Origin of the sequence: Lysinibacillus sp. ZYM-1 (assembly GCF_001308875.1) — a bacterium.
Classification (GTDB): Bacteria; Bacillota; Bacilli; order Bacillales_A; family Planococcaceae; genus Lysinibacillus.
This window is the reverse complement of the sequence record NZ_KQ465118.1, coordinates 1-22,795: the sequence shown is the minus strand read 5'-3', so window position 1 is coordinate 22,795 and position 22,795 is coordinate 1. Positions and strand designations below refer to the sequence as shown.

Here is a 22,795-nt window from a genome sequence, read left to right as displayed (position 1 = left end):
TCCTTGAAAATGGAATTATTCCTTTTCAAGGAGTTTTTTTGAATTTTACTGAAATGCCGTTGCTATTGGATTGGTACTTCACTATGATGTGGGTAAGTGTAATTTTTTAATAATTCTAACATTAATGTTCCCCCTTCGTATTATACTGCAATATGTAAGTACCTTACTTTAAGAAAGGGGAAGTTGATGAAAAAAACACGCATTCTTAGTTTTTTCCTTGTGTTCATGCTTTTCGTTTTAGCTGCATGTAGTGGAAACGAAAACCAAAATTCTACAAAAAACACAGCAAATAACGACAAGACAGAAGTAGCAGCAACAACGGCATCTGGAAAGCTAGTTATTTACACAGGGCGCGACGAAGAAATGGTGCAAAAGGTAATCGATCAGTTTAATGAAAAGTACCCAGACATTGAAGTAGAGTTTTTAACTATGGGCGCCCAGCAAATTTTAGAGCGTTTACGTGGTGAAAAGGCTAATCCTCAGGCTGACTTTTGGTGGGGAGGCACACAATCTGCTCTCATCGTTGGGGCAAATGAAGACTTATTACATGCTTGGCAGCCTAGCTTTAACGATTCCATTGATGCTACACATAAAGATGCAGATGGACGTTGGTTCGGAGAGATGCTGCTTCCAGAAGTTATTATGATTAATAGCGATTTATTAACAAAAGAAACTGGGCCACAGGATTGGGATGATCTTCTAGATCCTAAATGGAAGGACCAAATTTTAATTCGAGGTGTGCTGGCGTCAGGGACAATGCGCACAATATATTCCTCCATGATTGTACGACAAGATGCTAACTCTCCTGATAAGGGCTATGAATGGCTATTACAATTAGACGCTAATACAAAGGAATATACGCAAGACCCTAATGCTTTGTATTTAAAGCTAACACGTCAAGAAGGTAGTGTCTCCTTGTGGAATCTACAAGATATTTTATTAAAGAAATATACGACTGACTATCCTTTTGATTATATTTATCCAAAAAGTGGAGCGCCTATTTTAGTAGATGGCGTAGCAGTTGTGAACAATGCGAAAAACCTAGAAAATGCAAAACTATTTGTCGAGTTCTTATTTGAAAAAGAGATGGTGACACAATTAGCGAATGATTATTATCAAATTCCTACACGTTCTGATATCGATAAAGGCTCCATGCCAGAATGGTATCAAGAATTAGATTTAAAAACATTTGATATAGACTGGCAGCAAATGTCTGACAAAGAAGCTGAATGGATGGAATACTGGGATAATAATATTAAAGGTCGCGGTAAATAAGTATCAAGGTGAAAATCCGGCTTTTTTAGCGGGTTTTTACCTTACTATAGCATCCCCTGCACGGCAATGAATTCTCTGTTGGAGAGGAGCTTTTTGTTGAGAAGTGTCAGAATCGAAAATGTCTCGAAGCAGTTTGGTCAATTGTACGGTGTAAAAGATGTAAACCTTAATATAAAAGCTGGTGAATTCTTTACTTTTCTTGGTCCTAGCGGCTGTGGAAAAACAACTACTTTAAGAATGATTGCTGGCTTTTATTACCCTACTAAAGGCAAAATTCTTTTTGATGAACGGGATGTCACTCGTCTTCAGCCGAATAAACGCAATATCGGTATGGTATTTCAAAACTATGCCCTTTTCCCCCATATGACAGTTGATGAAAATATCGCTTTTGGTTTACAGGTTCGCAAATTTTCAAAGGCTGAAATTAAGCACAAAGTTGATCGCATTAGAGGACAAGTACGTCTAGAGGCCTATGGAAACAGAAAAATCAATGAGCTTTCTGGTGGACAACAGCAACGTGTTGCTTTGGCTAGAGCACTGGTGATTGAGCCAGATATTTTATTACTTGATGAACCATTATCTAATTTAGATGCAAAATTACGTGAGGAAACACGTATTGAAATCAAACGTATTCAATCTGAGCTTGGTGTCACTACTATTTATGTTACCCATGATCAAATGGAAGCCATGGCTATGTCTGATCGAATCATGGTCATGGAGGAAGGCCATATCAAGCAAATTGGTACCCCTCAAGAAATATATAATCAGCCTGTAAATCGCTTTGTGGCAAACTTTATTGGCGAAACCAATTTAATAGAAGGCACAATACAAACGATTAATGGCCAAGATATACAAGTGATAACAGCAAATGGACATATTTTTACTGGGCGAAAGCAACAAAGCTCTCCGACTTTAACGCATATGATTGGAGACAAAGTATTTATTTCAATTCGTCCGGAATCTATTCATTTAGGTTCTGGGGACAATACATTAACAGGGAAAATTACATTTGTTGAATTTACAGGTATTAGTGTCAATTATATTGTAGATTTTAACGCCTTTTCACTTAAAGTAATGATTATTAATTCTTATGACCAAATAAAAAAGATCGGTGAGGACATTACCATTAATGTTACACATGACTCACTATATTTTTTAGGGGAATAGGAGGAAGCCAATATGGAAAAACAAACTGTCAATGCTTCTCAAGAAAGTGCGTGGACACGAATTTTTCATTCCAATTGGTTTATTTATATATTAATATCGCCATTATTTTTAGTGCTGTTCGCCTATGTGGTTTATCCCTTCTATCAAACATTTATTCAAAGCTTTGCTGGGGATGAGGCACTCCTTCATTATCGAAAATTTTTCGATCTAGCAAGTCCAGCAAATTTAGAGGCTTTGTGGACCAGTATCTATATTTCAATTATCAGCGTCCTTTGCTGTGCAATTGTTGGAGTAACAATGGCTTTTTTACTTGAACGCTATAATTTCCCTGGGAGACGAATACTTTCAATTTTAGTGTTGGTCCCTATGGCGCTTCCTCCTCTAGTGGGTGTGCTATCCTTTTCTTTTTTGTACGGAGATAGTGGTATTTTCCCTCGAATCTTTCAGCATTTATTTGGCTTAGATCATGTACCGTTTTCATTGAAAGGGATTTGGGGAGTCATCGTTGTTCATACATTCACGATGTATACTTATTTTTATTTAACCGCATCAGCTGCTATCAAGGGACTAGATCCAGCACTTGAAGAAGCTGCAACTAGTTTAGGTGCAGGACGTATTCGCGTATGGACAAAGGTTATTTTACCCATGCTGACACCTTCCATTGTTGCTTCCTCCTTATTAGTGTTTATGATTTCTATGGCTTCTTACACGGCTCCATTAATGTTTGGTGTAGAGCGAACTATGACGATGCAAATCTACTTATCTCGTACAAATGGCAATCTTGAAATGGCAGCAACACAGTCCATGATACTTTCCTTTGTCTCTATCACTTTTTTAATCATCATGCGTTGGTATCAAAATCGGAGAAATTATCAAAATCTCAGTAAAGGAATTAGTGTCCATCGATCGGAGGTATCCTCCAAAAAAATAAAAATGGCAGCAGCTATTGCCTCATTTATAGGTACTTTGATTTTGATTCTACCGATATTAGTGCTGATATTGATATCCTTTTCTGTTGATGGGGCATGGAAGACTCAAATACTCCCTACCGACTATACAATGGATCATTATATTGCGCTTTTTTCCGATGAGCGTACATGGCGACCTATTTGGAATTCTATTCAAATGGGGATCGTTGCAACATTTGGCAATATTATTTTTGGTGTCGCCGCCGCTTATGCTATGGTCCGTTTAAACTTTAAAGGGAAAACCTTACTCGATATTTTAATAATGGTACCTTGGGCATTACCAGGAACAGTTGTGGCAGTCAATTTAATCGCTGCCTTTAGTACGGAAAACATTTTTGCTTTTAATCAGGTATTAATTGGTACATTTTGGATTTTACCATTAGCCTACTTCATCCGACATTTGCCACTAGTTTTTCGGTCAACATCCGCCTCTCTTGTACAACTAGATCAATCCATTGAAGAGGCATCTCGTGGATTAGGCGCCAATTGGTGGTATACATTTAGACGTATTGTCGTACCTTTAACATTTACTGGGATATTAGCAGGGACACTATTAGCCCTAGTACAAAGCTTTGGTGAATTTGTTGCATCCATTCTTATATACAGTACTTCCACTATTCCATTGTCTGTAGCGATATTCCAAAAATTATATGCATTTAAATTTGGAACAGCCTGCGCCTATGGTGTCTTACAAATTTGCTTAATTTTAGTTGTCCTTATTATTTCTGAAAAACTATCAAAAGGCAGTGCTGGTACAGCCATTTAACTGCTAATCTATTAGGAGGCCATTACAATGTTTGAAGATTTTCGCAACAAAACGCAGCAGGAAGATGGGATGATTTTCCCTTCTAACATCTATCGAAAAATTGTCTTACAGCCAGCTTATGATGAGGCAAAGAAAAACTTTTTAACAATTATGCTACAAATCAATATAGCCCATTTAAAAATGTTAGAAGAACAAGGACTTGTAAAAAAAGATGAAGCGAAACAAATTGGGACAGCACTAAAAAATATTGATTTAAATTATTTTCGCTTAGAGGATTATAACCCCCAATACGAGGATTTATTTTTCCGCATTGAAAATAAGTTAATAGAGCTTGCTGGTGATGTTGCTGGAAATCTTCACATAGGACGAAGTCGTAATGATATGGGCATCGCCATCTATCGCATGACACTAAGACAAAAATTATTGTTATTAATGCGAGAACTACTAACATTACGAGATGATTTAATCGCTGCTGCTGAGGAGCATGTAGATACTATCATGATTGGCTACACACATACGCAACAGGCTCAGCCTACAACCTTTGCCCATTATTTAAAGGCCGTCATCGACCAGCTTGAACGAGATTTTGAGCGCATGCAAAATGTCTATAAAACTGTTAATCGGAGTAGTATGGGGGCTGCTGCTTTAACCACAACAGGGTTCAATATTAATAGAGAACGCATGCGTGATTTGTTGGCATTCGACGATATTATCGAAAATGCGTGGGATGCAGTGGCAGGGGCAGACTATATTGCCGAAGCAGCAAGTATTGTACAGCTTGCTGCACTCAATCTTGGCCGTACCTCTCAGGATTTTTTATTATGGGCTACCCAGGAGTTTAATGCCTTCACACTCGCAAGTCCATATGTTCAAATAAGTTCTATTATGCCTCAAAAGCGTAACCCAGTTTCAATAGAGCATACACGCTCTTTACTATCTGCAGTTGTTGGAGATGCATGCACTGTATTACAGATGGTACATAATACACCGTTCGGAGATATCGTAGATACTGAAGATGATATGCAACCCTATTTATGGCGTGCCATCGACCGTTTAATTGGGATATATAAATTATTTGGCTCACTTGTTGTCACAATGGATGTTAACAAGAAGAAATTAAGAAATCGGGCAGAGAATAGCTTTGCCAATGTCACTGAGCTTGCTGATACATTAGTGCGTTCAGAGGATATTTCCTTCCGACAAGCACATAGCATTGTTAGTAAGTGCATTAAAGTACTACTTGCTCACGGTGAGGAATCACTAGCAAGCCTTACATGGGGCCTCGTTAATACTCAATCTAAATTGATTACGGGGAAAGAATTAAAGATCTCTGAGGAGGACTTTTATAAAACCCTAAAACCAGAATCTTTTGTTGGTGTTCGTACATTACCAGGTGGTCCAGCTCCAGCCACGATGAAAGCAGCTCTTGAACGTTCCAAAATGAATGCTCACAATCTTTATGAATGGATTCAACTAAAAGAAAGCTCCATTATTGAAGCGGAAAAAGAATTAACGGTCTTTCTTGAGGAATGGAATCAATGATGAAATGGCTACTAGTTATTGATGGTGGTGCGACAAAAACGGCATGTGCAGTCATTCATGCTGAAACTGGTGTTATGCAATATTCAACTGCAACAAAGGGCTCTAACTATCAAGCAATTGGTATTGAAGCGGCTACAGCAATATTACAAGAACTTTTAGCAAAGGTAGGAACATTTTTGCAAAAGTACCCTCCCTCACAAATTGCTGTAGCTACCTTTGCTTTAGCTGGTATTGATTCTCCAAAAGACCAAGAAATTGTTACAGTCATTGTTCAAAATGCCCTATCTGCTACACAGCTACCTATCGATACACTTATTATTGAAAATGACGCTGAAGCCACACTACTTGGTGTGACCGCTGGACAGGCCGGTGCATTACTCATTGCTGGAACAGGAGCTATCGCTTACGCCTATGATGGACAGCAAATTGTCCGTGCTGGAGGCTGGGGACATCGGGCTGGGGATGAAGGTAGTGGCTACTGGTTAGGGCAAGAAGTGGTAAGAGCCATCTTTAAAATGGAGGATGGTCGTGGAGAGTCAACTATCTTAAAAGATGCCGTCTATCATTCTTTAGGTATACAACATGTAACAGAACTAGCTGAGTGGTTATTTCAGCCCTCCTATACGAATGCACAATTGGCCAAGATGGGCTCATTTGTCGCTCAAGCAGTTGAACAAAAAGATGCTTGTGCCATTCAAATATCACTACAAGCTGCTCAAGAATTAACCCTTTTGGTAAGGGCCATCTTGAATAAAGCAAGCTATCAGAATGGTCCGTTTCCACTTTATTGTAATGGTGGTGCTATCAAACATAATCCGCTCATTTTAAAAACATTAACAGATAAAATAGCATTAATGTATCCGCAAATTTCCATTACACTTTGCCAACACCACCCCCTTACTTATTTGATTGAACGAACAAAAAGGGCCTATGACTGTTTATAAGTCATGCCCTTTTTTTCCGCCCAAATTTATAGGGCCATTTTCTTCAATTCATTAGTTGTGAAATAAAGATAGCCATCTTTCACAAACAAATCCTTCGTATCTTCTCTATTTAGGAGCTGTTCCCCGCTTCCATCTGGACGAATCTTTGTTAAATAAGCCCCTCGGGAATAGTTACTATAATAGAGCCATCCATCTGCATAAACTACGTATTGTACACGAGAATTTGTTAGTCGTTTCGTTTTATTAGTTTTCATGTCAAGCACATACAACTTATTGTCATCAGAGATATTACTATAATATAATTGGTCGCCAACCTGTGCTGGAAAGTCTATAGCATGATAATAGCTATAGCGTGTACTTGTTGCCTTAGGATAGTCTTCGGCAATCCATGTGTGATCTTTTGCCATTGTACGATCATCCACTAAAAAGTATTGGTAACGAATCGCACCCTTACGATCTGGGACTGGATCATTCCATGTCGTATCAAGGTGATACCATTGATCACCTAACTTCACTAAATTCCATGCATGTCCTTCTTGACCAACATAACCCACAATATATTTCGTTTCAATCCCAAGCTTTTGTAGCATAGAGTGAGCAAGTAAGGCATAACCCTGACATACCCCTCCATGCTCTGCAAGAACGGTATAGGCACTATGGGGACTAGAATTCGTTTGATCAGTATAAGATGTATTCACAACAATGTAGTCATTAACTGCTCGTACCTTTTCTACGTCTGTCATAGATTTACTATTGATTTTGGCGATAATGTCTTGGACATTCATCTCTACATAGGCAGCCTGATCAGGCGTCATTAAGTAGCTTTGTTCCCCAAAAATAGTTGCCTGGTTCCTACCATATTCAAAACGAATAGAGTGTTTACTAATATGGCCATAGACATAATCATCTCGTTCGATGGCATTGTTATAGGCCTCTTCTACAATTTGTTCGATTCGTTGTGTATTACCCTTATATTGAATTTCAAACTTCGGCGAAAAACTACTATAATATGCATACATTGCATCAGACATTTCCTTGGCATTTGTCACAACTAGCTTCGTTTCCGGTTTCTTAATGGCTTGAGCAGTAGGTGCTACCTCCGCATCATGCATATCTTCTATAGGTATGGCAGTTTCTATTGAGGCATTGTCTGAAAGTCTAGCAGTCACATCAACGATTTTATCCTTTGTTGAAAGAAGCATTGTTTCTATTTCATCACTATTTTTCCACTCTACTACCTGCTGAACAACTGCTTTACCAGCCGTATAAATAGGGTCAATGAAAATAATGATAATCATAATAATGGCTAATTTCTTCCACAAACTCCTCACCTCCAACCGTCTTCTTATATTCATTATATACAAAAACAAACACAAAGAACCCATTAAGAGTCCTTTTGTGCCTGTAAATAATTGTTTATTGACTTAATTTAAGTTTATGTTCTTTAGCTTGAATATTATAGATTAAATAATTGTCATGAATCTTTAGATTCGTTACTTGCTGTTTAACCAACACTTCAGCTTTTAATGTTTTCAAATCTAGTTTTGTTAAGTATCCACTGTTGCTATAATCACTATAGTATAGATGTTGATTCATTCCAGTAATATACAACGCTCGTTTATCCAATACCTTTGTTTTTTTACCACTTGCCATATCTAGCTTATACAATTTATCGTTATCAGCAGTATTACTAAAATAGACGGTATTATTTAACTGATAAGCAAAATGGACATTGTGCAAAAAGCTATATTTAGTGCTTGTAGCGGCTGGATAATCTGCCTGAATCCAAGAATGATCCTTGTTAAGCTGTTCGTCCGTCACTAAAAAGTAATCATATGACGCAGCACCAATGCGATTTGGCAGTGGATCATTCCAGGTTGTATCTAAATGATACCATTTGCCATCCACTTTTACTAAATTCCAAGCATGAGCCTCGTTTCCATTCACAAAGCCTACAACATATTTTGTTTCAATTCCAGTCTGCTCTAGCATAGTTTGTGCAGTTAAAGCATAGCCTTGACACACTGCTTGTCCTTCAAATAGCAATGCATAAGCACTGTGGGGACTTGCCTTTGTTTTGGTACCATAACTTGTATTCGACACAATATAATCGTTAATAGCTTTTACTTTATCGAATTCATTCATAGAGGGTTTAATAATGTTTTTCAGTACTTGACCAATCTTTTTTTGTACAGCCGCTTCTTGTGTTTGATTTGTCAGGTACTTAATTTTATAGGTTACGTTACCTAAAGAATCAGCGGATATTGTGGTACTTTCCATATGTCCACTTGCATATACAGCCTGTTTTTTAGCTTTTTCAAAGGCATCCATAATTTCTTTTTTGAAATCACCCATCGGTCCAGTATATGTAATTTTTATATCCGTTTCAAAATTATTTATTTGCTTTACCAGTTCTTTTGTAAACTGCTCCCAAGTTGTACCTGTTGAATTTGCGACAACAGGTTGTATTGGGGAAGTATTTTCTGCTTGCTGTGCATAAGCGGCAGTTGGGCTTAACATCAGTAAAGTAGCGCCACATAACAACCATTTCTTCATAACTATCACTTCCCTTTAAGTCTATTGTTAGTATTTAGCATAACAAAGAAAGTGACTACTAAGCTATCAGACAAGTTCCCCAACTAAGACTTTCAACTAAAAAAATAAAATTACCATTGTAATAAAAAATACCTATTATTAAAATATATGTATCGAATATAACTATTTATTTGTAAAAAAATAAAACTCACTACATTCCAGTGAGTTTTACGACTATTAACGACTTTTCACTACTAAATTAACAGCTTCCTGAATGGCTTCATTCATCTTATCGCCATCCCCTTCAGCATTTTGCACACATTCCAATAAATTTGTACTAACAATCACACCAACTGTTCGGTCTACTGCAGAGCGTACGGCTGACAGCTGTGTAATCACCGCCTTACAATCTTTTTCTTCCTCCATCATCTTCAAAATACCACGTAGCTGTCCTTCCATTCGTTTCACACGATTTTTAACTTGATCTGAATATTCCATAAACATCGCTCCTTCTTTCTATACTCGCTACGTTCTATTGAGTAATTGTTATACTTTATCCTAGCTCATTATTTCAAATTTAAACCTAGTCATCATTGTTTCTTGGTTTTAAATAATTCATAAGCATTCGCCTTATAATGGAGCTCGCATTTGTTATTTCATCATACTGAATAATGGTATTCTTTTTTATTCGTAATTGCCCAATCTCTACCTCGAAAATAGGGCACTTTCTTTTAAGTGCAGCAATTAGCATATTTGTATCATAATCATAGTGATCACCTTTTATTTTCATCAGCCAAGGTAATTCATTTATAGAAATATAACGTAAACCCGTTTGAGTATCCATCAATTTCCGATGATACAGTAGTTCAAAAAAGAGGCTCGTTGCTCGATTACCCCAATAAGAAAGAAATGTACTATCGGCAGAATGGAAGTTCCGCACGCCTAGTACAATGCCTTCTGAAAACACCTTTGTCATTGTTAAGACAAGCTTTACATCTTGTAATGTATGTTGACCATGCGCACCTACTGTGAGTACCCCATGGCATAAACTTTTTTGCTCTCGTATATATGCAAAGGCTGTTTTAAGTGCGCCGCCTTTTCCAATGTTGTCATCATGCTGAAGGACTTGGCAACCTTCTATTTTTTTAAGATCCTCAAAAATATCTTTATATTTCTGATCACTCCCATCATTGACAATAATAATTTGTGTAATGGTCGTTGCTAATAACTGATGTACATAGGTAATAAGTGATTGTTGCGGATTATATGCTGGAATAATAGCTGCAATATTTTTCATATCTATCCTCCACCTAAGGCTGTCAGGCTTTTCATATCTATGAATTTCCCTTATATCAAATAGTATCATGTAACAGCAACAATTCAACTGATGAATCCCATTAAAACATATCAATAAAATCGATATTTCTCCGATATATGAAAAAAGAGAATAGTATGAAGGAGGTGGGTACTATCGTCATACATTACGAAATTCTAGAAGAACAGTGTCAGAAATTAAGGAAGTTGTCCTTCACAATATTAGCTAACAATTTACAGGATGCTAGTTTGCTCGCCATTTCGAATCCTGCAGTTTCTTTACAAAAGTCCCTTCTCGTTTTAGAAGAAATTCTATATGAGATTTATCGGCTGGAAATGCATACTGCGCCAAAATTAAAAAATGTTCGCGTGCTGTTAAATAATCGGAGTTTTGCAGCCCAAATTCATCCTCGTCGGATTTTCCTATTAATGAATCTAGTTTATAAAATGACGAGCCATACTAGTAACGAACTTGTGGAGACAAAAGCAGCCAAAATTGTTATTGATTATATGAGTGATATTGTTGAATGGTTTATGAAACGCTATGATCGTAGCTTTAGATCAAATAACGCCGAAGAGGCAGTTTCGATGTTTGATAAAAACCTACATCAGCATGACCAATCAACAGAAGCCTATAAACATGCTGCTAATTGGTTTGAACTTGCTGCACAAAATGGTGATGCCAGTGCTCAATATAATTTAGGGGCTCTTTACAATCATGGGCGAGGGGTCAAAAAAGATTATGCATTTGCAAAAATGTGGTATGAACGAGCTGCAGCACAAAATGATGCCAATGCACATTATAGTCTTGGGGTACTCTTTCATCTAGGACAAGGTGTGGAACCAAATTATATGCAAGCCGCCCACCACTACCAAATAGCTGCTGATTTAGGAAATGCAGATGCTCAGTACAATCTTGGTGTGCTTTATAATCAAGGACTAGGCATGTCGCAAAATTTCCTTGAGGCGGCCAAGTGGTACACCTTAGCCGCCAATCAAGGGAATACAAGTGCACAAAACAATCTAGGGTTTCTTTATCACAATGGTACAGGTGTAGAGCAAAGCTATGCGGAGGCCAGCACTTATTTTGAGAATGCTGCCTTAGCGGGAGATGCAAGTGCACAATATAATCTCGGCTATATGTATCTTAAAGGTCGTGGGGTTTCACAAAGCTTTGCAGAAGCAGCAAAATGGTTTCACAAGGCTGCTTTACAAGACCATATGAATGCAGAATTTCAAATTGCCATGCTCTACAATACTGGCCAGGGGATCACCAAAGATCATATAGAAGCCTTAAAATGGTTCAAGTTAGCCGCGCATAAAGGTCATTTAAATGCACAGTATTATCTTGGCCTTCTCTATGAAAAGGAACAGGATATGGTATTAGCAGAGAAGTGGCTAATACTCGCTGCTGAAAAAGGACATATTAGTGCTGGCTTCGAGCTTGGGCGTATTTATGTCTATCAACTTCAGCAACCCGATAAAGCTTTACCACACCTAAAGGCTGCTGCTGAAAGAGGTTATGTGGAAGCTCAATACGAGCTAGGCCTATTACTGACAGCTGGCGTTGTTCCTGTTAACTATCCAGAGGCAGTGCAATGGTGGAGAGCCGCAACTGATCAGTCCCATATTCAGGCTGAATATCAATTAGGCTTATTATATGAGCAAGGGTTAGGGGTTTCTATGGATTTGGAAGAAGCACGTAGATGCTATCGACTGGCTGCCATTCAAGGGCATGCAGGTGCCCAATATCAGCTAGGCAATTTATTTGATAAAGGCAAAGGTGTTGCACAGGACTACACAGAAGCCGCAAAGTGGATTGAACAGTCTGCGGCACAAGGACATATGAAGGCACAATTCCAATTAGCACAAATGCACAGCCATGGACAGGGCGTACCAAAGGATTTTGCAAAAGCTGCCCAACTATATAGACTAGCCGCTAATCAAGGGCATCAAAAGGCGCAATTCCAACTTGGTATGCTCTATAAAAAAGGGCATGGTGTTGCCCAAGATTATCAAGAGTCCACAAAATGGCTGAAAAAATCACTTCAAGATATCCAATAATCAATTAAAACCTACCGCGTCTCGAACTTATCGTGACACAGTAGGTTTTACTAATTTTTCATATCCTCTTGTTGTATGATCATAAATGTTACTACAATGAACAAAGCAAAGCTAATTAATAACGTAGTTCCACCTACAATAAAGAAAACTAATGTAAATGTGCTACTGAAATGAAATGGATTGATATTGTAGAACCACATCCCTACTGTTAAACCCATAACACCAAGAATAGCTGTCCAACCATGAATATTCACTAATTTTTGTGATTTCACTTTAAAAGCTCGATAAAAAATACCCCATGCAAACATACTCAGCCAACCAACAAGCAAAATATGTGCATGTATTGGTCTATACTCGTAGCTTCCTGAACCGGACATATGCGAGCCTAAATACGTTCCGATTAAAGCAAAAATGGCAGCCAATCGAATAAGGCGTATACTCCACTTCTGTTCCATACGAAAACTCCCCCTTAGTTTGTTTCAACTAAGTAGCAGTTTATAGGGGGAACATGAACTTTACATGAACTCCTTATGACAAAATTGGTAGATGAATATATACCTTTGTCCCAGCATTTATCATACTTTCTATCTGCACAGTGCCTCCATGTAGCTCTACGATTTGTTTAACTATCGCTAGTCCCAATCCAGTCCCTTGCTTCGTTCTGGAGGAGTCCGCACGATAAAAACGGTCAAACACCTTTGCCAATTGATCACTAGTCATACCTATTCCATTATCCTCAACAAGGATTTCAAGTGAAGTAGGTTTTTCCTGTAAATATAGATGTATTTGTCCACCCTCCACATTGTACTTAATCGCATTTGTCAGCAAGTTATCCCATACATTTTGTAGAAGCCCTGCATCCCCATTAAAAATAACTTGGTCTAGTTTATAGGTGATTTGAAGTTGCGCCTCCTCAATCTGCCAGCGATATTTCCGTACAGTTTCCTTGAGCTGTTCATCTAATCGGTAATGCTCACGTTTGGCAATTCTTGTCGATTGATCAAGTGATGTTAATAACAATAATTGCTGCGTTAAAGTTGATAAGCGCTTTGTTTCCAACTCAATAATTGCTGCGTACTCCTGTCTTTTCTTCTCTGTCAGCAAAGGATTTTTAAGTAAGTCAACATATCCTTGAATATTTAATAAAGGTGATTGAAAATCATGTGATACATTACTAATAAATTCCTTTCGCACACGATCATTTTCCTGTAATTTCTTGGTCATTATATTAAAACTAGTAGCTAATTGGCCTAATTCATCCCCACGGTCAATGTCCAATACTGTAAACTTTTCATGTGCAAGCTGTTGAGTAGCCGCTGTTAGCTTTGTAATGGGACGAATTAATGCCTTAGCAAATAGTAGCATGGCTAGTAAACTCAGCACTGTCATCACAAGCATTAAGCCGCCCAATAATGTGTGCACCTCAGAAAATAATAAGCGAATATCTGGTCTGATAAACAATGCATATGACTTATTTTCATATGTGAATGGTACACCAATTGTATTAATCAACTCGTTAGCAAAAAAGCCTGTCATAAAAGTTTCTTTTGGGAAATCCCGCATACCATGATAGACTTTCCCATTTAAAACATATTCAACAACAGATTCAGACAATACTTTATCACGATATTCTCCACCAAAAAAGTGCCCTTCTCGGCCAGATGTTACATATATTTGATAGCCAATTTCGCCAAGTGTCATTAAATAGTTGTCTAAATCCTCTGGCTTAGCTGTCTCAATATAATGAGCAATCCCCTGTGCTATGATAACGTTTTTTGTATCGTTTTTTTCTTTTACCACTTGATGATAATATGTATTCGTCGCTAAAAAACCAATACACAAGCTTCCAATCATCACTAGCAATGTTGTCACAACAAATTTACTGTATAAAGTCTTCATGACGTTTCCTCTAGCTTATAACCAACGCCTCGTACCGTTGTAATCTCAACAGCAGTTTCAAAACGATTTAATCTTTCTCGAACCCGCTTCACATGTGTATTCAACGTCTGCTCGTCTCCATCATAGTCATAGCCCCATATTTGCTCCATTATATAGCTCCGTGTAAATACTTGGCTAGGACGAGACGCCAATAAAGCCAGCAATTCAAATTCTTTTAAAGGTAAGATAAGTGTCTCTTCCCCAATAATAACCTCAAAGCTACGGCGATCAATTACTAGTTTGCCGATTTGGATGGTTATTTGATTTTTCTTATCCAATCTACGTAATATGGCTGCTATACGAAACAATAATTCTTTCGGCTCAAAAGGCTTCACAACATAATCATCTGAGCCTGCTAAAAAGCCTCGCTCTTTATCTTCAAGTTCACCTTTCGCTGTTAATAATAAAACAGGAATATCGTAATCTTGTGTTAAAGTCTCGGTAAGTTTGAATCCATCCATACCTGGCATCATCACATCAACAACAGCTAAATCAGGTAGATTCCCGTTCAGTAACGCTAGTGCTTGCTGGGCATTTTCTGCCCGTAACACTTGATAACCTTCTCTTGTTAGATAAATATTTACTAGCTGTAAAATATGCACATCGTCATCGACAACAAGTATTCTCATCGGACTACCTCCAATCAATATGAAAAAAATTCGCTCACTTGGAACGAATTTTTCATCATATATCACTATATATTTTATAACGAAAATATAGAAATCAACAGCAATAAGAGAAATGGTAAGACAATGACAATATATCCTCTTGGATTTGCAAGATTCATGGTCCAACCTACCCCAAATCGTTTTTCTACAAATATGGAGGGATCCTGACGATTCATATAAATTAAGCCGCCCCTCCAATAGCGATCTTCATCCACATCCATTATCTGTGAATCAATATTTTCTTCATAGCGTACTCTATATTTGCGTTTTTTCACAACATAAATAAAGAGTGAACCGAGCACAACAGCTAAAAATAAAACAAATACAGGTAATAGCTTATAGCCCACAGTCATGGCAGGATAGATATTACTAAGTTGTAACACCGTTAATAATACTGTTAAAGCATAGCTAACCAACAAAATTTGCCAACTCATATATTTTCGAGTCTTTAGCTGATCCTCCAGTGACTCCGCCTTGCGATTTACAGCTATTTTGATAGCAGAACGTTTAATGGAATCGGTAATTCCCCACATCATGCATTGCATCATTAACATACTAAGGGGCAAAGAAATAGCTGATAAATACGTCTTGTTTCTCCAAGCATCAGCTTCCCCATTTGGCCCCCAATGTACTGCTATATTAGTTGGCATTTGATCGTAATGAAGAATGCTATAAATAATTAAAAATCCTGCTATCCCTAAAGGTATAGCAAAGAACGACCAAGGAAGCATCTCATCACGACTTCGTGCTGTGAGATCAACTGCACGGACTTGTTTGATATTTACGCCCCACTGTTCCTGCTTTTTCAGAGTTAATATCTTTTGGTGATTTACCCAGTACAGTACCATACTCAAGGTAAGCATACTAAATAAACAACCCAGTAAAACCATACTTTGATTAGATTCAGAAGTTAGTATATTGTAACTAATAATCATAACGATTAACAATACAATACCTGTGCCACCTACTATTTGAGCATAACGCTTTTTCATATTAGCTAAGACAGGATGCTTAATGTTTTGATCAGGTACAGTGACTCCAAAAACAATGGTCTCTCGTACGATAAAAGGAACGATCATTTGTAAAACTAATGTCATGATGTAAATAGATATAAAAACACCAAGTAGCATGTTGCTACACTCCCTCTGCTGGTATTTGCAAATCTGCGAACACCTTTTTCATCATGTGCTCAATTTGTTCCACTGTTGCACCGAGCACCATACCTTCTGCCACAACAGGCTTCAAATTCTTTTCAATTTGTTGTAGTTGCGCATGTGTCAAAGCCCTCTCCTCTGTTGAACGTATAATGGCTCCAGATTTAGCACGTATAGCTATTATTCCTTTGGCTTCTAATTCATGATAGCTCTTATTAACAGTGTGCATATTAACGCCTAAATCAGCAGCTAAACTCCGAACAGATGGCAAGGTATCGCCTTGCTTCATATCACCTCTTGCAATACCTTCAATTATTTGACGTGTCACTTGTTCATAGATTGGAACATCAGATTGCGGCTCTATTTGAATAAACATGTTTATCAGCTCCATATTTGTTATATAACTAGTATAACAAATTTTATTTGAATGTGCATGAGGTACGAAATTTTTATAGGGAACTCTTAATTTTCTCGATAAATTTTTGCACTAATAAATTTTGTTTTTCATTATTCCTCGTACAAATAGCGATTTTATGTTTAACAGGATGTATATCTTTAATATTGACCCTTGCCAATTGCCCACTCTCGACATATTCCCTAACTGCAAGGGAAGAAATAAAGTTCGCACCATATCCTGCTATAACAGAACGTATTGTTTCATTTATCCCATTAAATTGTAGCGCAATTTTTGGTGGCTTTACTTGATATGTTTGACACAAGGAAAAAAGATGCTCCCTCATCGAACTCCCTTTCTCTCTCATAATAAATGGCTCCCGAAACATTTCAACTAATGTAATGGTTTGATGAGCATACCTATGATTGGGTGACACCACAAACCATAATTCATCCTCATATAGTTCCTCCCACCATATTTCTTTAGGTCTCTCGGAAATTCCTCCACCATATATCGCAATGTCGGCTTTATAGTGAATAAGTTGCTCAAAGGCATCCTTGGTATTGGTCGTTGTAATCATTAAATTCACATGTTCATTAGCAGCTTTAAAAGTAGCGGCCCATTTTGGGATTAAAAAATTTGCTGGCAGGTAGGTAGCCACTATATGTAAATCCCCTGCTTTTGCAAGGCGGTAATCTTCTACAAATGTTTCGATATGATGTTCAAGGGCAATAAGATTTTGAGCTTTCTCCGCTAGGGCTACGCCAAATTCTGTGAGTACTACACCTCGCCCCTGCTGCTTAAAGAGCTGTACCCCAATTTCATGCTCAAATCGTTTAATTTGGCTCGAAACAGCTGGCTGGCTAATATGTAATAACTCTGCGGCTTTAGTGAAACTACCTGTAGTAGCAACATGATAAAACAATTTTAAGCCATGAATATTCATGATTTCACTCCCATCTATAATCTGAGGTTATACATAAATAATAATAATATATTTTTTTTATGATTAATTTTATCATACACTCTATATGCAAGCTTGCACTTTTAAATCACATAGAAATGAGGACTGTATGATGACAGAGTTAAATGTTTGGCATAATGTAGATGGATATTTTATGGATAAACTTCTACCAGAAAACAGCTATCTTAATGCTGCACTACAGGCTAATAAAGCTGCAGGAATACCAGAAATTGATGTGTCCCCGACTCAAGGTAAACTATTGTATTTACTAGCTAAAATGAAAAGAGCAGTAAATATTTTAGAGATTGGCACACTTGGTGGCTATAGCAGTATTTGCTTAGCTCAAGCCCTCTCTAAAGAAGGGAAAGTAGTGACTTTAGAAATTAATGAAGAGTATGCCTCAGTGGCTAGGCAAAATATAAGAAATGCAGGTTTTGAAGAAAAGATCGAAGTTATTGTCGGAAATGCATTAGATACATTACCATACTTAAAAAGAAATGGACAATTGTTTGATTTTATTTTTATTGATGCGGATAAGCCCAATAATCCTGAATATTTGAAGTGGGCTTTAAAACTTGCGAATTCTGGTGCTATTATCATGGCAGATAATGTAGTGCGTAATGGTGCCGTAACAGATGTAGATAGTGTAGATGAACGTGTTAAAGGCGTACAGCAATTTCTAGATCTGTTAAAAGAGGAGCCCCGAATTGAGGCAACAGCTATACAAACCGTTGGTGTCAAAGGCTATGATGGCTTTGTACTTGCCATAGTAAACTAAAATAGGAAAAAATCCGCGTAGACTTGTAAAACAGTTACGCGGATTTACCAAAAAGATGTCTTACAAGCTCCCCATCTAAGCTCGTAAGACACCTTTCACCCCTTAAAATCTCTATACTTTTATAAATAGACCCCTTTAATACGATTGTGCTCATCTCTTTAGAAACGGGGGAACAGACCCCGTTACCTTATAGGATGGATTGTATTTAAATGCAATCCAGTGTTATTAGGAAAGTTGGATATGTTTTTAGTAGATTTGTATTTTACGCTAATTTTTCGTAGCCTGGAAGTGTCAAGAATTCCGCAAATTCATCTTGCTCAATTAAAGATTTAAACAGTTCAGCAGCTTCCTGAAAGCGACCACTGTTATAAGCTTGTTCCCCAACAGCCTCTTTAATTTTCACAAGCTCTTCTTCCAAAACTTCAAAGACAAACGCTAAAGTAATACCGCGTCCATCGTCTAATATCCCTTTTGGATGACGAATCCATTGCCATACTTGTGTACGAGAGATTTCTGCTGTCGCAGCATCCTCCATCAAGTTATTAATTGGTGCAGCTCCATTACCACGAAGCCATGAAGCAATATATTGTACTCCAACACTACAGTTAACGCGAAGACCCTCCAGTGTAATTGTGCCCTCTGGCACAGCTACTAAATCTTCCGCAGTAACGCGTACATCCTCACGCTTTTTATGAATTTGGTTTGGTGTTGTCATAATGGCATCAAATTGTTCCATTGCTGTTGCCACCATACCTGGATGTGCTACCCAAGTACCATCATGCCCCTCTGTTGCTTCTCGTCGTTTATCTTCAGCTACCTTTGCAAATGCCACTGCATTTGCCTCATCGTCATTTTTAACCGGAATTTGTGCAGCCATTCCACCCATTGCTGGTGCATTACGCTTATGACATGTTTGTATACATAAAGATGTATAGGCTTTCATGAATGGAACAGTCATAGTAACTTGGCCTCGGTCTGGTAAAATAACATCAGCTTGATTTCGAAGACGTTTAATGTAGCTGAAAATATAGTCCCAGCGCCCACAATTCAGACCAGCTGAATGTTCACGTAGCTCATATAAAATTTCATCCATTTCAAACGCCGCTAAAATTGTTTCGATTAATACAGTAGCTTTTATAGTGCCCTGCGGAATGCCAATATAATCTTGCGCAAATACAAAGATATCATTCCATAGACGAGCTTCTAAATGGCTTTCAAGCTTTGGTAGATAGAAATAAGGCCCAGTACCTTGCGCCAGCGCATTTTTAGCATTATGGAATAGATACAAACCAAAGTCAAAGAAACTTCCTGAAATCGGTTCACCATCAATAAGTACATGCTTCTCAAGCAGATGTAAGCCTCGCGGACGAACTAATAACACTGCTGTTTCATCATTTAGTTTATATGTTTTACCATTGGATGCTTGTGTAAATTCAATCGTTTTATTAATAGCATCACGCATATTAATTTGACCACTGATCATATTTTCCCATGTTGGAGAAGATGCGTCCTCAAAACAAGCCATAAACATCCTTGCTCCAGAGTTTAAAGCATTAATAACCATCTTACGGTCAACCGGCCCTGTAATTTCAACACGCCGATCCTGCAAGTCCTGTGGAAGCGGTGCAATTGACCATTCACCTTCACGAATATGCTTTGTTTCAGGTAAGAAATCAAGTTTCTCTCCCGCATCAAGGCGTTTTTGCCTTTTCTGACGAGCCTGCAATAACTCTTTACGGCGAGCATCAAATTTTTCGTGTAGGGCAAGAACAAACTCAAGAGCTTCAGGTGTTAAAATTTCATTTGATTGCTCGTTTTGTTCGCCAACAATTTTAAGCTTACCTGTCGTTGCTTGTTTCATTGGTTGTTTACCCACCTTTGTGATTTTAGTTTTGTCTTCCTCCGCTTTAGGAGGAGCGGAGGAGACTACTCTATGATTATGAATTTAGGAAAACACGCATTTCTTATACGAACTGCTCAGTTTCTGTAGATCCAGCCATTGCCGTTGTTGAAGAAGTACCACCAGAGATAACCTGAGAAATCTCATCAAAGTATCCAGTACCTACCTCACGTTGGTGGCGTGTAGCTGTATAGCCTTTAGATTCAGAGGCAAACTCAGCTTGCTGCAGCTTAGAATATGCCGCCATACCATTATCTTTATAATCATGTGCAAGCTCAAACATAGAGTGGTTTAATGCATGGAATCCTGCTAAAGTAACAAACTGGAATTTGTAACCTAGCTTACCAAGCTCACGCTGATACTCTGCAATTTCTTCTTCTGAAAGATTTGCTTTCCAGTTAAATGAAGGCGAGCAGTTGTATGCAAGCATTTTTCCTGGGAACTCTGCATGAATAGCTTCTGCAAACTCACGAGCTTCCTCAAGTGATGGTTTAGAAGTTTCACACCAAATTAAATCTGCGTATGGTGCGTAAGCTAAGCCACGCGCAATTGCTTGTTTGATGCCTGCTTTTGTAAGGAAGAAACCTTCAGGAGTCCTTTCACCAGTAATAAACTCTGCATCACGTGGGTCAATATCTGAAGTAACCATATCAGCAGCATCAGCATCAGTACGTGCAATTAAAATTGTATCTACACCCATAACGTCACTTGCTAATCGCGCAGCAACCAAGTTACGAACAGCATTTTGTGTTGGAAGTAAAACTTTACCGCCAAGATGCCCACATTTCTTCTCTGAAGCTAATTGATCTTCTAAGTGAACACCAGCTGCTCCAGCTTCAACCATGCCTTTGACAAGCTCGAATACATTAAGAGGACCACCAAAACCTGCCTCTGCATCTGCTACAATTGGAGCAAACCAATCAAATTGATCGACACGTCCTTCCGCATGATCAATTTGATCTGCTCGTTGAAGTGCTTGATTAATTCGTTTAACTACTGCTGGTACAGAGTTGGCTGGGTATAATGATTGATCTGGATACATTTGTCCAGATAGGTTCGCATCCGCTGCTACTTGCCAGCCTGATAGATAGATAGCTTTTAGTCCAGCTTTAACTTGTTGTACTGCCTGATTACCCGTTAATGCCCCCAGTGCATTAATAAACGGTTCCTCCTGTAATGAATTCCATAGTCGAGTCGCACCCTTTTTTGCCAATGTTTGTTCAATTACTACAGTACCCTGTAGTTTAACAACCTCTTCAGCTGAATATGTGCGCTCAATACCAGCCCAGCGTGGGTTTTCAGCCCATTGTTTTTCTAAAGCCCCAATTCTTTCTTGACGAGTTGACATATTGAAATTCCACCTTCCCCTTTGTGTACAATATCCTCTGTTAAAAAACTTTAATTTACTGTTCCATAACAGGTTTATTTGTTGTAAATTAATATATAACAGAGTATTTGAATTTTCATTATTTTTTGATAAAAGACCAAATTTCCATGACGAAGCTACCTTTTTCAACGACGGAATTTGGAATATTATTTACAAACAAGGGGGATATTCACAATGAACAACAAGTTAAATTCTTTGGCAAAAGCTATTTCAGAACAATATATTTTAATGTTGAAAGATTGGATTCCTGCTGATTCATCCATTGCAATTGCTGTTGAAAATTCTTATGTCTTTAGTCATTCTAAGCATCATAGTATGCATTTAGAGATTGGGCAGCAAGTATTACCAGATAGTATTGCTGATCAGGTATTGCGCACACAGCAAAAGACGGAAGCAATCTTAGATAATTCGTTATTTGATTCACCCTATTACGGTATCGGATATCCTATATTCATTCAAAATGAACCAGCTGCTCTAGTAGTGATCCTGCCTTCAACTTTCCCTATTAAAAGAACAGAACCATATCAATTTTTAACGGGGAAACAAGACGAAGAGTGGAATCCTGTGGCCATCAATAAAATATCCCATATCGAAAGCCTACAGAAAAAAACATGGTTTTATGTAGAAAGCGAACAATTTAAAACGAACATTACCCTTAAAGAACTCCAAATAAGGTTACCATCATACTTTATTCGTATTCATAGATCCTATATTGTTAATATTCATTTTATAAAAAAAATGGCACGTGATTTAACGTCAAATTTTATTATTACATTAATGGACGGTAGTGAATTACCAGTGAGTCAGTCTTATATCAATCACTTGAGAAGTGCGCTTGAATTTTAACTATACCAGCTGTCTTATTCAAGAGACAGCTTTGCCCTCTTCCATTGAAAACCACAAAAAAGACCAGAGATAATCTTCTCTGGTCTTTCAAATGCCTAGCGACGTCCTACTCTCACAGGGGGAAGCCCCCAACTACCATCGGCGCTAAAGAGCTTAACTTCCGTGTTCGGTATGGGAACGGGTGTGACCTC

The 22,795-nt window shown here is 38.0% G+C and carries 20 protein-coding genes and 1 rRNA gene; 8 read left to right on the top strand and 13 right to left on the bottom strand.

The features are described from left to right. Positions 1 to 186: 186 nt before the first annotated feature. From AO843_RS11900 to AO843_RS11880, 5 genes are all read left to right on the top strand, one after another. Positions 187 to 1,275 (top strand): extracellular solute-binding protein, encoded by a 1,089-nt coding sequence (locus AO843_RS11900; RefSeq protein ID WP_054611319.1) that lies wholly within the window; start codon positions 187 to 189, stop codon positions 1,273 to 1,275. 96 nt (positions 1,276 to 1,371) lie between these two features. Then, entirely contained in the window at positions 1,372 to 2,442 is a 1,071-nt protein-coding gene (locus AO843_RS11895) for an ABC transporter ATP-binding protein (protein WP_054611318.1), read from the top strand. A 12-nt stretch (positions 2,443 to 2,454) separates the two neighbouring features. Then, a complete protein-coding gene (locus AO843_RS11890; protein ID WP_054611317.1) occupies positions 2,455 to 4,176 on the top strand; it encodes an ABC transporter permease in 1,722 nt (573 codons plus the stop codon). Positions 4,177 to 4,203: 27 nt separating this feature from the next. Continuing rightward, positions 4,204 to 5,718 (top strand): argininosuccinate lyase, encoded by a 1,515-nt coding sequence (gene argH, locus AO843_RS11885; RefSeq protein ID WP_054611316.1) that lies wholly within the window; start codon positions 4,204 to 4,206, stop codon positions 5,716 to 5,718. After that, the gene (locus AO843_RS11880) at positions 5,715 to 6,662 is read left to right on the top strand and encodes an N-acetylglucosamine kinase (RefSeq protein WP_054611315.1); all 948 of its coding nucleotides are present in this window, start codon (positions 5,715 to 5,717) and stop codon (positions 6,660 to 6,662) included. Before argH ends, AO843_RS11880 begins: the two co-directional genes overlap by 4 nt. Before the next feature lie 26 nt (positions 6,663 to 6,688). Here the strand turns inward: AO843_RS11880 and AO843_RS11875 are convergent, their stop codons facing one another. From AO843_RS11875 to AO843_RS11860, 4 genes are all read right to left on the bottom strand, one after another. Continuing rightward, the gene (locus AO843_RS11875) at positions 6,689 to 7,993 is read right to left on the bottom strand and encodes a transglutaminase domain-containing protein (protein WP_231630133.1); all 1,305 of its coding nucleotides are present in this window, start codon (positions 7,991 to 7,993) and stop codon (positions 6,689 to 6,691) included. A gap of 85 nt (positions 7,994 to 8,078) precedes the next feature. After that, positions 8,079 to 9,218 (bottom strand): transglutaminase domain-containing protein, encoded by a 1,140-nt coding sequence (locus AO843_RS11870; RefSeq protein ID WP_054611313.1) that lies wholly within the window; start codon positions 9,216 to 9,218, stop codon positions 8,079 to 8,081. A 216-nt stretch (positions 9,219 to 9,434) separates the two neighbouring features. Beyond that, complete coding sequence (locus AO843_RS11865) at positions 9,435 to 9,695, bottom strand: metal-sensitive transcriptional regulator (RefSeq protein ID WP_054611312.1); 261 nt, start codon at positions 9,693 to 9,695, stop codon at positions 9,435 to 9,437. Positions 9,696 to 9,780: 85 nt separating this feature from the next. After that, entirely contained in the window at positions 9,781 to 10,494 is a 714-nt protein-coding gene (locus tag AO843_RS11860) for a glycosyltransferase family 2 protein (RefSeq protein ID WP_054611311.1), read from the bottom strand. Between the two features lie 155 nt (positions 10,495 to 10,649). On the opposite strand from AO843_RS11860, the gene AO843_RS11855 reads away from it, so the two are divergent. Next, positions 10,650 to 12,575 (top strand): SEL1-like repeat protein, encoded by a 1,926-nt coding sequence (locus AO843_RS11855; protein ID WP_231630132.1) that lies wholly within the window; start codon positions 10,650 to 10,652, stop codon positions 12,573 to 12,575. A gap of 50 nt (positions 12,576 to 12,625) precedes the next feature. On the opposite strand, the gene AO843_RS11850 is transcribed toward AO843_RS11855, so the two are convergent. From AO843_RS11850 to AO843_RS11825, 6 genes are all read right to left on the bottom strand, one after another. After that, the gene (locus AO843_RS11850; protein ID WP_054611310.1) at positions 12,626 to 13,030 is read right to left on the bottom strand and encodes a hypothetical protein; all 405 of its coding nucleotides are present in this window, start codon (positions 13,028 to 13,030) and stop codon (positions 12,626 to 12,628) included. A 73-nt stretch (positions 13,031 to 13,103) separates the two neighbouring features. Next, positions 13,104 to 14,474: a HAMP domain-containing sensor histidine kinase gene (locus AO843_RS11845; protein WP_054611309.1), complete on the bottom strand. Its 1,371-nt coding sequence runs from the start codon at positions 14,472 to 14,474 to the stop codon at positions 13,104 to 13,106. Next, the gene (locus AO843_RS11840) at positions 14,471 to 15,142 is read right to left on the bottom strand and encodes a response regulator transcription factor (protein WP_054611308.1); all 672 of its coding nucleotides are present in this window, start codon (positions 15,140 to 15,142) and stop codon (positions 14,471 to 14,473) included. The genes AO843_RS11845 and AO843_RS11840 overlap by 4 nt, the downstream gene beginning before the upstream one ends. A 74-nt stretch (positions 15,143 to 15,216) precedes the next feature. Next, on the bottom strand, positions 15,217 to 16,311 hold the full coding sequence (locus AO843_RS11835) for a DUF1648 domain-containing protein (RefSeq protein ID WP_054611307.1): 1,095 nt from the start codon (positions 16,309 to 16,311) through the stop codon (positions 15,217 to 15,219). Positions 16,312 to 16,315: 4 nt separating this feature from the next. Then, positions 16,316 to 16,711, bottom strand: coding sequence for a GntR family transcriptional regulator (locus AO843_RS11830; RefSeq protein WP_054611306.1), 396 nt, complete (start codon positions 16,709 to 16,711; stop codon positions 16,316 to 16,318). A 73-nt stretch (positions 16,712 to 16,784) separates the two neighbouring features. Then, the gene (locus AO843_RS11825) at positions 16,785 to 17,675 is read right to left on the bottom strand and encodes a LysR family transcriptional regulator (protein ID WP_054611305.1); all 891 of its coding nucleotides are present in this window, start codon (positions 17,673 to 17,675) and stop codon (positions 16,785 to 16,787) included. Positions 17,676 to 17,802: 127 nt separating this feature from the next. Here AO843_RS11825 and AO843_RS11820 point away from each other — a divergent pair, with 127 nt between their 5' ends. Further along, positions 17,803 to 18,471 carry an O-methyltransferase gene (locus AO843_RS11820; RefSeq protein ID WP_197278918.1) on the top strand — a complete coding sequence of 223 codons (669 nt, stop codon included), beginning with the start codon at positions 17,803 to 17,805 and terminating at the stop codon, positions 18,469 to 18,471. Positions 18,472 to 18,733: 262 nt separating this feature from the next. Here AO843_RS11820 and aceB read toward each other — a convergent pair whose 3' ends face one another. After that, the gene (gene aceB / locus AO843_RS11815) at positions 18,734 to 20,332 is read right to left on the bottom strand and encodes a malate synthase A (protein ID WP_054611303.1); all 1,599 of its coding nucleotides are present in this window, start codon (positions 20,330 to 20,332) and stop codon (positions 18,734 to 18,736) included. A 103-nt stretch (positions 20,333 to 20,435) separates the two neighbouring features. Further along, positions 20,436 to 21,719, bottom strand: coding sequence for an isocitrate lyase (gene aceA / locus AO843_RS11810; RefSeq protein ID WP_054611302.1), 1,284 nt, complete (start codon positions 21,717 to 21,719; stop codon positions 20,436 to 20,438). Positions 21,720 to 21,932: 213 nt separating this feature from the next. Here aceA and AO843_RS11805 point away from each other — a divergent pair, with 213 nt between their 5' ends. Next, the gene (locus AO843_RS11805) at positions 21,933 to 22,604 is read left to right on the top strand and encodes a LytTR family DNA-binding domain-containing protein (RefSeq protein WP_054611301.1); all 672 of its coding nucleotides are present in this window, start codon (positions 21,933 to 21,935) and stop codon (positions 22,602 to 22,604) included. 93 nt (positions 22,605 to 22,697) lie between these two features. Here the strand turns inward: AO843_RS11805 and rrf are convergent. Beyond that, positions 22,698 to 22,795 (bottom strand): 5S ribosomal RNA (gene rrf, locus AO843_RS11800); the annotation flags it as partial.